Below are 13409 nucleotides of genomic sequence, written 5' to 3'. Positions count from 1 at the left end.
GCTCACAACTCGTGGGCGCCGGAGGAGGGGTCACCCGTCACGGGGTCAGGCTCGGCCGCCGAGAACGACCTTCCGGCTGCCCGGCGCGAACGCCCCGAACGACTGCCCCCACGGCTCCTCCCCCGGCCAGTGATAGGTCACCCGGCCCTCCGCTGGCCGGTAGGCGGCCGTGTACAACGTGCCGAGGCCGTCCTCGTAGCCCGTCTGGTAGAGCGGGGGCCGCAGCAACGCCTCGACCACCGCGTCCGGATCGCCCTCGGCTCCCACGGTCCTGATGGCCGCCAGCCGCTCCTGGGTGCGGCTGCCGCGCTCCTGCTCCGCGGGGACGGGGCAGTGCTGGTGGTTGGCCGCGCTGGCGTCGGTGGAGACGATCGGCGCGATGTCGGGTCCGAGATGAACGGTCACGGCCCGCTCCCGGTCGACCAGTGTGAGGTTCTGTGCGGTGGCGACGGGCAGGTGGCCCAGCAGGGCCATCGCCTGCTCGATCGTCTCGCAGGTCTCCAGCAGGTAGCGCACCACCATGGGTATGCCGAGCCCGGGGCCTTGGACGAGTCGCCCGCCGAAGGTGAGCGAGACGGCAAGGCCCGCGTCGTTCATCCCGTCGAGCAGCCCCCACAGTCCCTCCGCCTTGCCGATCACCGGCCGGAGCAGGGTGGAGGAGAGGATGAGGTGCTCGGTGTCCTGGAGACCCCAGTCGTAGTTCCGCAGGAGCGTCCCCCCGACGCCGCCTATCTGGGTGCAGCTGGCGAACGGGCTCTTGAGGCCGATCATCGCCAACAGCGGGACCAGGCCGGGCTGGTGGCCTCCCTGGTCGGCGAACATGTCCAGCGCGGGCAGCAACTCCGGCATGTACGCGCCGAATTGCTCCCGGGCCGCCGCGGCCCCCTCGGGTGTGCGGGCCTCGTCGGTCGCCCAGCGGTCGATCAGTGCAGGCAGCTCGCCATACAGCCTGCCGCTCCAGCGGCCGTCGCTGCCGTCACCAACCTCGACGGCGTGAAAGATCAAGGAGTGGCTCATGCTCCACCCTCCCCCTCTTCGTCATGGGCCGCTGAGGGCCCAACTGCGCGCCACCGTAGTCCTCCTCCTGGTGATTCCGGGGTGGCTCTGTCGGCCGATCACCGGTGACATCCGGTCGGTGTCACCAGTCGTGCACGGTGCCGTCGGTGAGGCGGTTCACCGGGAGGTAGGCGGGTCGGTATGGGAAGCGGGCGGCCGCCGCGTCGTCCAGCTCGACGCCGAGCCCCGGGGTGTCGGAGGGATGGAGCAGGCCGTCGGTGAAGGTGTAGCTGGTGCGGAAGACCTCCAGCGTCTCGGGCGAGTGTCGCATGTACTCCTGTATGCCGAAGTTGTGGATGGCTATGTCGAGATGGAGGGCCGCGGCCATGCCGACCGGCGATATGTCGGTGGGTCCGTGGATGCCGGACTTGGCGCCATAGTGCGCCGCGAGGTCGAGCAGCTTCTTCATCGCGGTGATGCCGCCGGTGTGCGTGACAGCGGAGCGGACATAGTCGATCAACCGCTCTTGAAGGAGCAGGGTGTAGTCATGCGGGGAGTTGAACACTTCGCCGATGGCCAGCGGCGTGGTGGTGTGCTGGCGGATCAGGCGCAGGGCGGACTGGTCCTCGCCCGGGGTGGCGTCCTCGAGCCAGAACAGGTCATAGGGCTCAAGGGCCTTGCCGAGCTTGGCGGCCTGGATGGGTGTCATGCGGTGGTGGCCGTCGTGGAGCAGGGGCAGCTCGGGGCCGAACTCGTGCCGCACGGCCTCGAAGACCGCGGGGATGTGGCGCAGGTAGGCGCGGGTGTCCCAGGTCTCCTCGACGGGCAGCGCGGTGGGGCGTGCGGGCTCGTAGTCATAGCGCTGTCCCCCGCCCGCGGAGGAGGAGGCAACGCCGTAGACCGAGTCGAGGCCGGGGATGCCGGTCTGGACGCGGATCGCGCGGTACCCGGCCTCCTGGTGGGCGCGGACGGAGTCGAGCAGCTCGGGGATGTCGCGCCCCGAGGCGTGCCCGTAGGCCAGCGCGCCGGTGCGGGAGGCACCGCCGAGCAGCTGGTACAGCGGCATGCCCGCGGCCTTGGCCTTGATGTCCCACAGGGCCATGTCCACGGCGGCCGAGGCGGCCATGGTGACGGGGCCGCGACGCCAGTACGCGCCGCGGTAGAGGTACTGCCAGGTGTCCTCGATGCGGTGGGCGTCGCGGCCGATCAGCAACGGGACGACATGCTCGCGGAGATACGACTCGACGGCCAGCTCCCGGCCGTTGAGCGTGGCGTCGCCGAGGCCGGTGACGCCGTCCGCGGTGGTGATCCGGAGGGTCACGAAATTCCGGCCGGGGCTGGTGACAACCGTCTCCGCTGACTCGATCTTCATGGCATCCAGCTTCCAGGAGTCCTGTGATCTTCGGTACTGACCTTCGTAAGGAAGGTCATTGACTTTCGTCAGTAGTGAGCTCGGTGACGACGACGCCATAGTGGAACAGCTCGATGGCGGGGAAGCTCTGGCCGGTCAGGTCACGGAGCGAGCCCGCTTTCTCCGCGATCCTCGGCCGCACGGTCAGGGGTTCGGGGTGCTGACTGACGAACCAGACGAAGGAGCGTCCGTCCTCATGTTCCATCCTCCCCACCAGCACCCGTGGATCGTCCACGGTCACCTCGGGCGCGACGCCCGCTACTTCGGCGAGTGCCGCGTACAGCCGCCAGGTCGGCTCCGGGTTCACCCGGGGCGTGAGGGCCGCCATGTGCTCGATCGGGTAGGTGCACAGCACCAGGCGTCCGCTGCCCGCCGCGTTCTCCAGCAGGAAGGGGCGGCCATGCGCGTCGGTGGCGACGACCTCGGCCTCCCTGGGCTCGACGGGCAGGTAGGAGCGGGAGTTCTCCGTCCCGGCGACGGGGAAGACGAGTTCCTCACCGGCCCGGATCGTGCCGAAGTCCCGGTGGAAGGTGACGCGCACCTCGTCGTCCTCGATGGGGTCGACCAGCCCGTAGCGGAGCTGTTTGACCACGCCGAAGGTCTCGTCAAGCTTGGGCCACCACGGTCCGCGCTGCACGCCGTGTTCGCCGACGAAGTAGGAGGCGTAGACGGTGGCCCCCGCGTGCGCCCGCTCGACGAGGTGCCGCCAGCCGGGAGCGGTCAGCTGCTTGGCCGAGGGCAGCAGATAGAGCGCGCAGTCGTCGGGCAGCCCGTCGGCCTCGCGCGCCACCCCGACCGGCAGATCGGCCTCCCTGGCGGCGACATATGCCTGCCGGGTGTGGGCGAAGACACTGGTGTGATCCTCGGGTTGAGTGAAGGGATAGGGCTTCTCGAGGTAGGACGAGACGACCAGCGCCACCTGTGTGTCGGGGCGGCGCAGGCCGGGGGCGTCCACGGCGCGCAGCACATCGGTGAAGCGCCGCACCTCGCGCAGCTGCTCCTTGGGCCGTCCCTGGTCGTCGGTGAGGCCGAAGTGCATCTCGAACGGATGGTGGCTGTACGGCTCCTGGTTCCACAGGGCGTCGTAGTCCGTGTTGTTCCATGGCATCCAGCCGGTGGCCCCGGCCAGCAGGGTGTTGTGGAGGACCTGGCGGTAGTAGTGGGCGGCGTTCTGCTCGGAGACATAGTCCGAGGTCACCCCGAACTCCTCCATGATCACCGGCTTGCCGCCGATGGGGCCGAGCAGTTCGCAGATGAAGGCCGCGCCGAGGTGCTGGCGGACGGGGTCGGTCTCCATGCGGTAGACATGCGGCCCGTGGAAGTCGATCAGCGGCTCCAGGTCGCGGATGCGGAAGCCGTTGTCCGCGCCGGTGACCTCGACGCCCCAGGCGCCGTCCCCGATGGAGACGGGCTGCCGGGCTCCGGCCTCGCGCAGGGCGTTGATCAGGGTGGCGGCCCAGGCGGTGACGGCCGCCGGGTCGAGCGTGCCGATGCCGCGGGACTGCCAGTGGCCATAGATCGGGATCTCGTTGGTGAGGAGCCAGGCGGCGACGGCCGGGTGGTCCTTCCAGCGCCCGGCCAGTTCGCGGACATACCACTCCTGCTGGGCGACGAAGGAGGCGTCGCCGAAGATGTCGCGGCCTCGGCGCCAGGCCGGATCCCAGTTCTGGCCGGACATGTGGCCGACGAGAAAGGTCGGGATGGTGGTCATGCCCAGGGCGTGGTGCCGGTCGAGGAAGTCGTCGTAGCGGGCGAGCATGTCCGGGTCGAGGGTGTTCTCGGCGGGCATGAAGTCAGGCCAGTAGAAGAAGGAGCGGGTCAGCGTGATGCCGTGATCCCGCATGACACGCAGTTCCTCGTCGATGACATCGGGCTGGTAGTCCCGCCACATGAGGGGGCCGCCTGTGCGGGACCAGTAGTTGACCCCGACCCAGACCGTCGAGCCGTCGATCTTCGCCGCGTTGCGCTTCATAGGCCCAGGTATATCGTTTTACCAACTCATTGTCGACAGTCGGGAGGTGGGGGTGGAGGCAGATGTGCCACCGGTGGCTACGCTCTCCTCCGTGGCGGGACGGATGGAGCGGCGCAAGCCCGGCAAGGCGGCCAAGCCGACGATCGCCGATGTCGCGGCGCTCGCCGGGGTGTCCGTGTCGGCCGTCTCCAAGGTGGTCAACGACCGGGGCGGGATCTCGGCGCCGACGCGCAAGAGAGTGCTGGACGCCGCCGCCAAGCTGCGGTGGTCGCCCTCGGCGACGGCGGTGGCGCTGCGGGGCGCCCGCACCCGGGCGATCGGGATGGTCGCGGGCCGGTCGGCCGATGTCCTGGCAACCGACCCCCACTTCACGCTGCTGATCTCCGGCATCGAGCGAGAGCTGGCCCCGGCCGACTTCGGGCTCCTGCTGCACATCGTGGGCGAGGAGCCGGGGGCGGAGGAGCGCGCATACCGGCGCCTGGCCGAGGAACGGCGGGTGGACGGGGTGATCCTCACGGAGTCCCGGATAGGGGACCCCAGGTTCGAGCTGCTGCGCCAGCTGCGGCTGCCCGCCGTCCTGGTGGGCGAGCCCTGGCAGGAGGATCCGGTGGCCTCGGTGGGGGCCGACGACCAGGAGGCGGGCCTACGGGAGGCCGTGCGCCACCTGCTGGAGTGGGGGCATCGCCGGATCGCCTATGTGTCCGGGCCCGAGGATCGGGTGCACACGGTATATCGGCGGCGGGTGTTCACGTCGGCGCTGGCCGAGCGGGGGTTGCGGCCGTTCCGGGTGCTGGTCTCGGACTTCTCGGCCCAGGACGCGGTGGCGGCGACGCGGGAGCTGCTGGCGGCGGACGCGGCCGAGAGGCCCACGGCGATCCTCTTCGCCAACGACACGATGGCCGTCGCCGGGATGAACGCCGCCAGGCGCCTGGGGTTCGACGTGCCGGGGGATCTGTCGGTGCTCGGCCATGACGATCTGCCGCTGGGTGAGCTGGTGTTTCCGCAGCTGACCACCGTTGCCCAGGACGTGGAGGCCCTGGGCCGGGCGGCGGCGGTCGAAATGTTCCGGCAGCTCGACCTCCCGCACTCGCCGCCCCCGGCGATACGCCCACCCACATTGATCCCGCGGGAGTCCACGGGGCCCGTGGCGGACGGGAGTTGAGGCGGGGCGACTCCGTGAGGCACCTCCGTGGGGGCACCTCCGTCGGACGCGACCGCGTGGAGCGACCGCCCGTTGATCGGCGGGCGGCTGGCCGACCTGGAGCGTTCACCACCGGGCGCCGCGTGCCGTTGCGGCTGCCTCGACGGCGTCAAGCCACAGAGGGCCGAACGCCCGCCCGTCGATCCGGGTGACCACGGTGACGGGGCGCTCGGCGCCGGGCCATTCCGCTGCGATCGCATATGTCACCGGGCCATAGGGGAAGTTGAGGAGGTCATCGGGCGGACCCGGGTGGTCACGGCCCAGGGTGGACATATCGGCATCGATGGCGCGAGCCCCCGCCTGCCGCGCCAGGAGGTGGCCCACCGCGCTCGCGCGGCGCAGCCGGGGCATGTCGCGCCGGGTGAGCCAGGTGGAGAGCGTGGCGGGGAGAGGGTGACCAGCGTCAGGTGTCCGGGCGCCGCGACGACGGTCGCGGCGGTGTGGGTGTCCCACTGGATGTTCCCGTCCCGCGCGGGTTCACCAGAGCGGCAGCCCCTCCTCGGGCGGTGCCCCCAGCCGCCCATGGTGACCACGCTGGCACGGGCGAGTGCCCCGGGGCGGATGGCCTTGAGCACGGCGAGGTTGGCCAAAGGGCCGATGGTCACCAGGGCCCCGCAGAGGTCGATCGCGCACCCAAGGACGTCGAAGGCCGCTCCTGCGGGGGCGGGCCTGGCGGGCAGGTCGAGGGGGTCAGTGCCGTAGGTCGCCGGTGGCGGGCTCTGCATCCTCCCGCCTGCCCAGCGGCGTCGCGGCCCCGGCCACCATGGGGGGTGTCGTCGCGGCCCGCCAGCCGGAGCACATGCTCGGCATATCCGGCTCGGCGCATCCGGTGCGGCGCCCTTCGGGGTCGAGGGTGGTGGTGATGCCGACGAGTCCGGCGTCCGGCCGACCGAGCAGCATGGCCAGGGCACAGGCGCCGTCCGGGTCACTGCCCCGGTCGGTGTCGAGGTGGACGCGCGCCATGGCACGCACCCCATCACGGCCGCGCGCCCCGGTCCCGTCTGGCGCCCCGGTCCGGTCTGGCGTCGCGGTCGCGTCTCGCGTCGCGGAGGGCCGTCAAGAAGGCCATGGCAGTGTCGCGTTGTTCGGCGAGGCCGACCACCGACCCCTCCGGTGCCGGGGCGAAGATGTCGACCACATCGTCGGGGCGACCGGGCCAGCCCGAGCCGCGGACGTATGCCTCCCGACCGTGGGAGAACTGCCGCAGCAGCCCGGAGGGTTGCACCTCGGGCCCGGCGCCCTGGCAGCAGAGCAGGCGGCCTTGGAGCTCCAGCTGGTCACGGGCGCGGGTCAGGCAGGCGAGGTAGTCGTTGCCGCCGATGCGCGTCTCGGTCCCGCCGTCGATCAGCAGGATCACGGCCAGGGCCGGGGCGCCGACGCGGATGGTGACGTCGCGGGCCGCGGCCCCGTCGCGGTCGACCGTGGGGAGGGTGATGTCCTCGGTCCACTCGTCGGCGCCGTCCTCGCCGGGCGGGCTCGGTTCCGTCGGGGCATCCATGAAGGAGCATGATGGCAAAGGAGGTTCACAGCCGTCGTACGCGGCCCGGCCAGCGAGTGCGGAGCCAGCGGTCGTGGGTGGCGACGACCACCGCGCCAGGCCCGGTGCCAAGGGCCTCCTCGAGCTCGTCGGCGAGCCGGGGCGAGAGGTGGTTGGTGGGATCGTCGAGGAGCAGCGCGGTGGAGCGCCGGACCAGCAGTGCCGCCAGCGCCAGCCGCCCGCGCTGCCCACCGGAGAGCGACCCCGGGCGCGGCCGTGGGCCACGCCCCCGAGCCCAAGGCCGTCGAGCACCAGCTCCGCGCGCCGGTCGGCGTCCCACGCCTCGAACGCGCCGCGGCGCGTTCGAGGCAGCGCCCATACGCGTCAAGCGTCTCGGCGTGGCCGGGCGCGCCCTCGGGGATGGCAGCCAACGCCTCGGTGAGCCGGTCGAGTTCGGCGAGTTCGGCGAGTTCGGCGCGGGCCTCGCGGAGCGCGACGCCGAGCACGTCGGCGAGCGTCCCCCCGCCCGTCAGCGGCAGGGTCTGGGGCAGATACCCCACCTCGCCGTGCACGGTCACGGCGCCGCGGGTGGGCCGCAGCTCCCCGGCGATCAGCTTGAGCAGGGTGCTCTTCCCTGCGCCGTTGGGCACGACGAGCCCGGTGCGGCCCGGCCCGCGGTGAACGACAGGCCCGCGAAGACGGGGGTGTCGTCGGGCTAGGAGAAGGACAGGCCGGAACAGACGATGAGGGCGTCGGACATCGATGAGACCTCGCTGCGGACGCGGGCGCGCCTGAGGCGCCCGGCGGGGGGCGGGAACAGGGGGACGACAAGGCAGCCGGAACGGCGGCGCGCACACGCGCACCCACCACCGGCCAGCTCCGGATCTCACCCGGAGATGTCGTCGTCACCTGCCACGCTGGGTCTCCCTCCGCAACGGATCAACGGGCCACGCTGAGCGCGGAACGCCCGTCCCTCGCAGGGTAACGGCCCACCAGGACAGCGCGCGCCGAGCCGAAGGGCACCGCGCCCAGCTCCCCCGCCCCCAAACCGCACCCGCGTCCAACGCCCACCACACCGACTCCCAACGCGCCGAGCTCCCCCGCCCAACTCCCCTCGCCCGGACGGCTGTCGCGGGCCGAACGGGGAGAAGTCCCGGTTCGCGTGCGAAGCATTGACACAAAAACCCCGCATCTCTAAGTTCAACGCACAGCATGAGAGCGCTCTCAGCCGTATCCGCCCCCCACCGGTTGCGAGGTACCCCAGCACATGCGGCCCCACATTCCTCTTCGACGCACCGCCTTGACGCTGACCGCCGCGGCCACCGCCGTGGCGGGGCTGGCGCTGGTGCCGGGCTCCGCGAACGCCGCGGAGGTGCCCGTCGGCAGCGGCAGCTACTCGGACGAAAGGCCCGCGGGCGCGAACGGCCCGCAGAACTCCCAGGGCGCCGCGGTCACGCCCCAGGTGACCGAGGCCATGGCCGGTCAGCCCATACCCACGAACGACTGGTGGTCATCGCTGGTCTTCAAGCGCTACGCGGACCAGCCCCACTCCCAGCCCATGTTCGGCCACCCGCTGAGCTACCAGGCGGTCGACTCCGGGCTCGAGGTCGGCTATCCGACCCAGCCCGATGTCAGCGGCGTCTCCTACCACTTCCCGCACCAGGCCGATCTCACCGTCGGCGTGGCCGGGCTCAACTCCCCCGACACCAAGGCCGACGGCTGGTCCGACTGGACCGTCAGCCCCTACTGGGAGGGCGGCGGCGCCACCCTCCGCGCCACCATCGGGCACGGCAGCCCGTATGTGTACGCCGAAACCACCGGCGGAGCCGCGCAGGTCACCGCGGCGTCGGCGCCCGAGGTGTTCGCCGACGAGGGCAGCCTGCTCGGCATCTCCGTCAACGGCCACGACTACGCCCTCTTCGCCCCGAGCGGCAGCGACTGGACCGTCTCCGGCTCGCAGATCACCGCCGACCTGGGCGGCCAGGACTACTACTCGCTCGCGGTGCTGCCCAGCCGCGACGCCCTCGACCTCTACGCCCGTTACGCCTACAGCTTCGTCACCGGCTCCACCGTCACGTGGGACTACGACGAGGCGGGCGGCAGCGTCAGCGCCACCTACGCCCTGGAGACCGAGGCGCGCGAGGGCTCGGAGACGGGCAGCGTCATGGCGCTCTACCCGCACCAGTGGCAGTACACGAACGACGAGCTGACCGCCCACGAGTACGTCTCGCCGCGCGGCACGATGCGGGTGCGGGAGGGCGCGTCGTTCACCACCACCCAGGACGTCACCGGCGTGCTGCCCGGGCTGCCCGAGTCCTCGGGCGTGGACACCGGGCACCTCACCAGCCTGGTGAACGACGTCGCCTCGTCCGCCGACGTCCCGGTGGCCGACACCTACTGGAGCGGCAAGGAGTTCGGCAGGCTCGCCCAGCTGGTGCCGATCGCCGACCAGATCGGCGCGACGGCCGCGCGCGACCAGCTGATCGCCGCGATCAAGTCCCGCCTGGAGGAGTGGTTCACGGCGGGCGGCGACACGCAGTTCGTCTATGACTCCGAGTGGAAGACGCTCACCGGCTACCCGGCCTCCTACGGCAGCGACGTCGAGCTGAACGATCACCACTTCCACTACTCCTACTATGTGATGGCCGCGGCGATCGTCGCGCAGTACGACCCGGCCTGGGCGGCGGACTCCGCGTGGGGCGGGATGGTCAAGGAGCTGATCGGGGACGCGGCCAACCCCGTGCGCGGCGACGACCGCTACCCGTTCCTGCGCGGCTTCGACGTGTACGCGGGGCACAGCTGGGCCTCGGGGCACCAGGGCTTCGCCGCCGGGAACAACCAGGAGTCCTCGTCCGAGTCGATCAACCTCAGCGCGGGCCTCGTCCTGTGGGGCTCGGCGACGGGTGACACCTCGCTGCGCGACCTGGGCGTCTACCTGCTGACCACCGAGTCGGAGGCGATCAGGCAGTACTGGTTCGACGGCGACGAGCAGAACTTCCCCGCGGACTACCAGCACAACACGCTCGGCATGGTGTGGAGCAACGGCGGCGCGCACTCCACCTGGTGGACCGGCAACCCCGAGGAGATCCACGGCATCAACGTCCTCCCGGTGACCGGGGGTTCGCTGCACCTGGCGCGCGACAAGGACGCCATCGTCCGCAACCTGGAGGAGCTGGTCGAGGAGAACGGCGGCCCGCCGGTGGAGTGGAAGGAGATCCTGTGGGAGTTCCAGGCGCTCGCCGACCCGGCCGCGGCCAGGGCGGCCTACGACGGGGACGGCGGGGGCGTGGGCTCGCCCGAGGCGGGTGAGTCATGGGCGCACGTCTACCACTGGATCCACACCCTGGACTCCATCGGCGCCCCTGACACCGCGATCACGGCGGACAGCCCGACGGCGGCGGCGTTCTCCCAGGGCGGCACCGTCACCTATGCCGCGCACAACTACGGCGACGCCGAGCGAACGGTGACCTTCTCCGACGGCGCCCAGCTCACCGTGCCCCCCAACTCGTCGGCCAGCCGGACCGGCTGACGAGCACGGCACAGACGGCGCACGGCGCGACGCCGCCCGCCCACCCCCGTGCGGGGTGGGCGGGCGGTCGCCGTCCCGGGCCCGGCGCGGCCCGGGCGTCGGGGTCACTCGGTGGCGATGGCGTTCAGGACGTTCATCCGGCCGGCGCGGAACGCCGGGATGAGCGCCGCGAACAGGCCGACCACCGCCGCGCCGAAGAAGACGAAGATGATCGTCCCCCAGGGGATCTCCAGGACCTTCATGCCCTCCATGGCGAGGATCTGCTGGCCAGAGAGCCCCCAGAGCATGCCGAGCCCGAGGCCGACGAGGGCGCCGAACAGGGCGATGACGATGGACTCCATGCAGATCATCGCGCGCAGCTGGAGCCGGGAGAGGCCGATCGCACGGGTCAGGCCGATCTCCCTGGTGCGCTCGATGACGGACAGGGCCAGGGTGTTGACCACGCCGAGGATGGCCACGATGATCGCCAGCGCGAGCAGGCCGTAGACCATGTTGAGCAGGATGCCGACCTGGCTCTGGATCAGGTCCTTGTACTCGGCCTGGTCCCTGACCTCCATCTGTGGATACGGCTCCATCGCCGTCTCGAGGGCGGCGCGGGCCGCCTCCTGCTGCCCGTCCCCGGCGGTGGCGAAGACGACGAACGGCAGCGCGCGCCGCTCCTCGGGGACATGGCTCTCCATGGTGTCGAGGCTGACGTTCCACGGGAATGACATGGTGGAGCCGGTGTTCACCACGGCCGCGACGGTGAGGGTGGCGGCGTCGCCCCCGTCGAACGTCAGAGTCACCTCGTCGCCCACGCCGACGCCCGCGGTCTCCGCCCAGTCGGCGGCGACCGAGACGGTGTCGCCCTCGTAGACGTCGGCGAAGTCGCCCTCGGCGACGTTCATCTCGACGGCGTCCGCGTAGGTCGAGGGGGAGGCGCCGAGCCAGATCTCCTCGCTCGACCCGTCGGCCGCCTCGATCTCGCCCTCCATCTGGTGGACGGGGGAGACCTCGCCGAGCCCTTCGAGCGCCTCGTCGATGGCCCGGGAGACCTCGGGGAGGACCGGGGTGAAGTTCCCGGTCTGGATGATGTAGTCGGCGCCCAGGGCGTTGTCTATCTCGTCGGTGGCGGAGGCCACCATCGAGGAGCCGACCACCGAGAGGCCCGCGACGAGCGCGAGGCCGATCATCAGGGCGGAGGCGGTGGCGCCGGTGCGCCTGGGGTTCCGCAGGGCGTTGCGCTCGGCCAGGCGGCCCACGGGCCCGAACATCCGCAGCAGCACCACGCTGATCGCGCGGACCACCAGGCCGACCAGCGCGGGGCCCACGAGGACCAGGCCGAGGAGGCTGGCCAGGATGCCGAGCGCCAGGAGCCCCGACGCGCCCACGGAGTCGTCGGTGATCGCGGTGCCGAGCAGGGAGGCGAGGCCGATCACGGTGAGGGTGGCCCCGATGCCCGCGCGGATCCGGCCCGCGCGGATGTCGCCCGGCATGCCCGGATCGCGCAGCGCGGCCATCGGGCTGATCTTCCCGGCCCGGCGCGCGGGTATGTAGGCGGCGATCACGGTGACCAGGACGCCGAGCGCGACGCCGACGAGCGGCACCCACCAGTCGATGGTGAGGTCCTCGGTGCTGAGATTGAGGCCGAGCGCGCTCATCACGGCCATCAGCCCGACCGCCAGGCCGATGCCGACGCCGAAGCCGACGAGGGAGGCGATCGTGCCGAGCAGCAGCGCCTCGATGAGCACCGAGCGGTTGACCTGGCGGCGGCTTGAGCCGATGGCCCGCATCAGGCCGATCTCGCGGGTGCGTTGGGCGACCAGCATCGAGAAGGTGTTGACGATGAGGAAGATCCCGACGAGCAGCGCGAGCCCGGCGAAGCCGAGCAGGATGTACTCGAGGATGGACAGCACCTCGCCGATGGCGTCCTGGTTCTCCTCGATGTACTCGTCGGCGGTCTGGAGCTTGTAGGTGTCGGCGCCGATGGCGGCGGCGATGTCGCCCTTGAGCGCCTCGTCGGTGATCCGGCCGTCAGAGTCGACGTAGATGTTGGTCAACTCGTCGGCGCCGCCGAGCAGATACTCCTGGGCGCGGGGCAGGTCGGTGAAGAAGATGGCCGCGCCGGGGTTGGTGACCTCGAACTCGGCTATGCCGGAGACCGTCACGGGGAAGTCGCCGAACGCGGTGACCAGGCGCAGCTCGTCGCCGAGCGCCAGGTCGCTGTTGTCGGCGGTGTCGAGGTCGACCATCACCTGTGCCGCGCCCTCGGGGGGCGAGCCCTCGACGACCTCCATGGAACGGGCGTCGATCCGCGACCAGTTGGAGACGATGGTGGGCGCCCCGGTGCTGGGGCTGATGCTTTCGTTCCGGTCGTCGACGACGACCGCGCTGGTGGAGGCGACGACGCCGGTGACCTCGTCGACGCCGTCGATCGCGGAGACGTCGTCGACGAGGTCACCGGGTATGGTCTCGGGTCGGCCGGTGGCCGCGCCCGCGCCCTCCATGTCCATGTCGCCGTCCTGGCCCGCTGGCGCGACCATGACATTCGAGGCGGTGACCGAGAAGAGCGCGTTGAACGTGGTGTTCATCGTGGCGGTGAACACCAGCGTGCCGCACACGAACGCCACCGAGAGGACCACCGCCATCCCGGAGAGCACCATGCGCCACTTGTGCGCGAAGAAGCTGCGCAGCGATGTCTTGAGAACGCTCACGACGTGCGTCCCTGGGCGTCGAAGCCCCGCATCCGGTCCAGCACGCGGTCGGCCGTGGGCTCCCGCATCTCGTCCACGATCCGGCCGTCGGCCAGGAAGACGATGCGGTCCGCGTGGGCGGCGGCGACGG

At 71.3% G+C, this 13409-nt stretch carries 9 protein-coding genes and 2 pseudogenes; 2 read left to right on the top strand and 9 right to left on the bottom strand.

Annotation, left to right across the window (positions count from 1 at the left end; translation table 11 throughout):
• Positions 1 to 45: 45 nt before the first annotated feature.
• From DEH69_RS23140 to DEH69_RS23130, 3 genes are all read right to left on the bottom strand, one after another.
• Positions 46 to 1017, bottom strand: coding sequence for a C45 family autoproteolytic acyltransferase/hydolase (locus DEH69_RS23140; RefSeq protein ID WP_113688927.1), 972 nt, complete (start codon positions 1015 to 1017; stop codon positions 46 to 48).
• 121 nt (positions 1018 to 1138) lie between these two features.
• Positions 1139 to 2368 (bottom strand): D-mannonate dehydratase ManD, encoded by a 1230-nt coding sequence (gene manD, locus DEH69_RS23135; protein ID WP_113688926.1) that lies wholly within the window; start codon positions 2366 to 2368, stop codon positions 1139 to 1141.
• A gap of 55 nt (positions 2369 to 2423) precedes the next feature.
• A complete protein-coding gene (locus DEH69_RS23130) occupies positions 2424 to 4379 on the bottom strand; it encodes a cellulase family glycosylhydrolase (protein WP_113688925.1) in 1956 nt (651 codons plus the stop codon).
• A 91-nt stretch (positions 4380 to 4470) separates the two neighbouring features.
• Here DEH69_RS23130 and DEH69_RS23125 point away from each other — a divergent pair, with 91 nt between their 5' ends.
• On the top strand, positions 4471 to 5541 hold the full coding sequence (locus DEH69_RS23125) for a LacI family DNA-binding transcriptional regulator (protein WP_258534896.1): 1071 nt from the start codon (positions 4471 to 4473) through the stop codon (positions 5539 to 5541).
• 105 nt (positions 5542 to 5646) lie between these two features.
• On the opposite strand, the gene DEH69_RS31735 is transcribed toward DEH69_RS23125, so the two are convergent.
• From DEH69_RS31735 to DEH69_RS33685, 4 genes and pseudogenes are all read right to left on the bottom strand, one after another.
• Positions 5647 to 5931: a hypothetical protein gene (locus DEH69_RS31735; RefSeq protein WP_181727569.1), complete on the bottom strand. Its 285-nt coding sequence runs from the start codon at positions 5929 to 5931 to the stop codon at positions 5647 to 5649.
• Between the two features lie 339 nt (positions 5932 to 6270).
• A complete protein-coding gene (locus DEH69_RS23115; protein ID WP_113688922.1) occupies positions 6271 to 6543 on the bottom strand; it encodes a hypothetical protein in 273 nt (90 codons plus the stop codon).
• Positions 6544 to 6556: 13 nt separating this feature from the next.
• Positions 6557 to 7078 (bottom strand): hypothetical protein, encoded by a 522-nt coding sequence (locus tag DEH69_RS23110; RefSeq protein WP_113688921.1) that lies wholly within the window; start codon positions 7076 to 7078, stop codon positions 6557 to 6559.
• A gap of 67 nt (positions 7079 to 7145) precedes the next feature.
• A pseudogene (locus DEH69_RS33685) lies at positions 7146 to 7728 on the bottom strand (ATP-binding cassette domain-containing protein); the annotation flags it as partial.
• 596 nt (positions 7729 to 8324) lie between these two features.
• Between DEH69_RS33685 and DEH69_RS23100 the strand changes: the two are divergent.
• Positions 8325 to 10586, top strand: coding sequence for a glycosyl hydrolase (locus tag DEH69_RS23100; RefSeq protein WP_113688920.1), 2262 nt, complete (start codon positions 8325 to 8327; stop codon positions 10584 to 10586).
• Between the two features lie 104 nt (positions 10587 to 10690).
• On the opposite strand, the gene DEH69_RS23095 is transcribed toward DEH69_RS23100, so the two are convergent.
• Both DEH69_RS23095 and DEH69_RS23090 read right to left on the bottom strand, forming a co-directional pair.
• Positions 10691 to 13279 carry an FtsX family ABC transporter permease gene (locus DEH69_RS23095; RefSeq protein WP_113688919.1) on the bottom strand — a complete coding sequence of 863 codons (2589 nt, stop codon included), beginning with the start codon at positions 13277 to 13279 and terminating at the stop codon, positions 10691 to 10693.
• Positions 13276 to 13409 (bottom strand): annotated as a pseudogene (locus DEH69_RS23090) (ABC transporter ATP-binding protein); the annotation flags it as partial. The gene DEH69_RS23095 and the pseudogene DEH69_RS23090, both read right to left, overlap by 4 nt.

The sequence above is a fragment of the Streptomyces sp. PT12 genome (genome assembly GCF_003311645.1).
Lineage (GTDB): Bacteria > Actinomycetota > Actinomycetes > Streptomycetales > Streptomycetaceae > Streptomyces.
The sequence above is the reverse complement of the archived record's forward strand: the minus strand, read 5'-3'. Positions and strand labels throughout refer to the sequence as shown.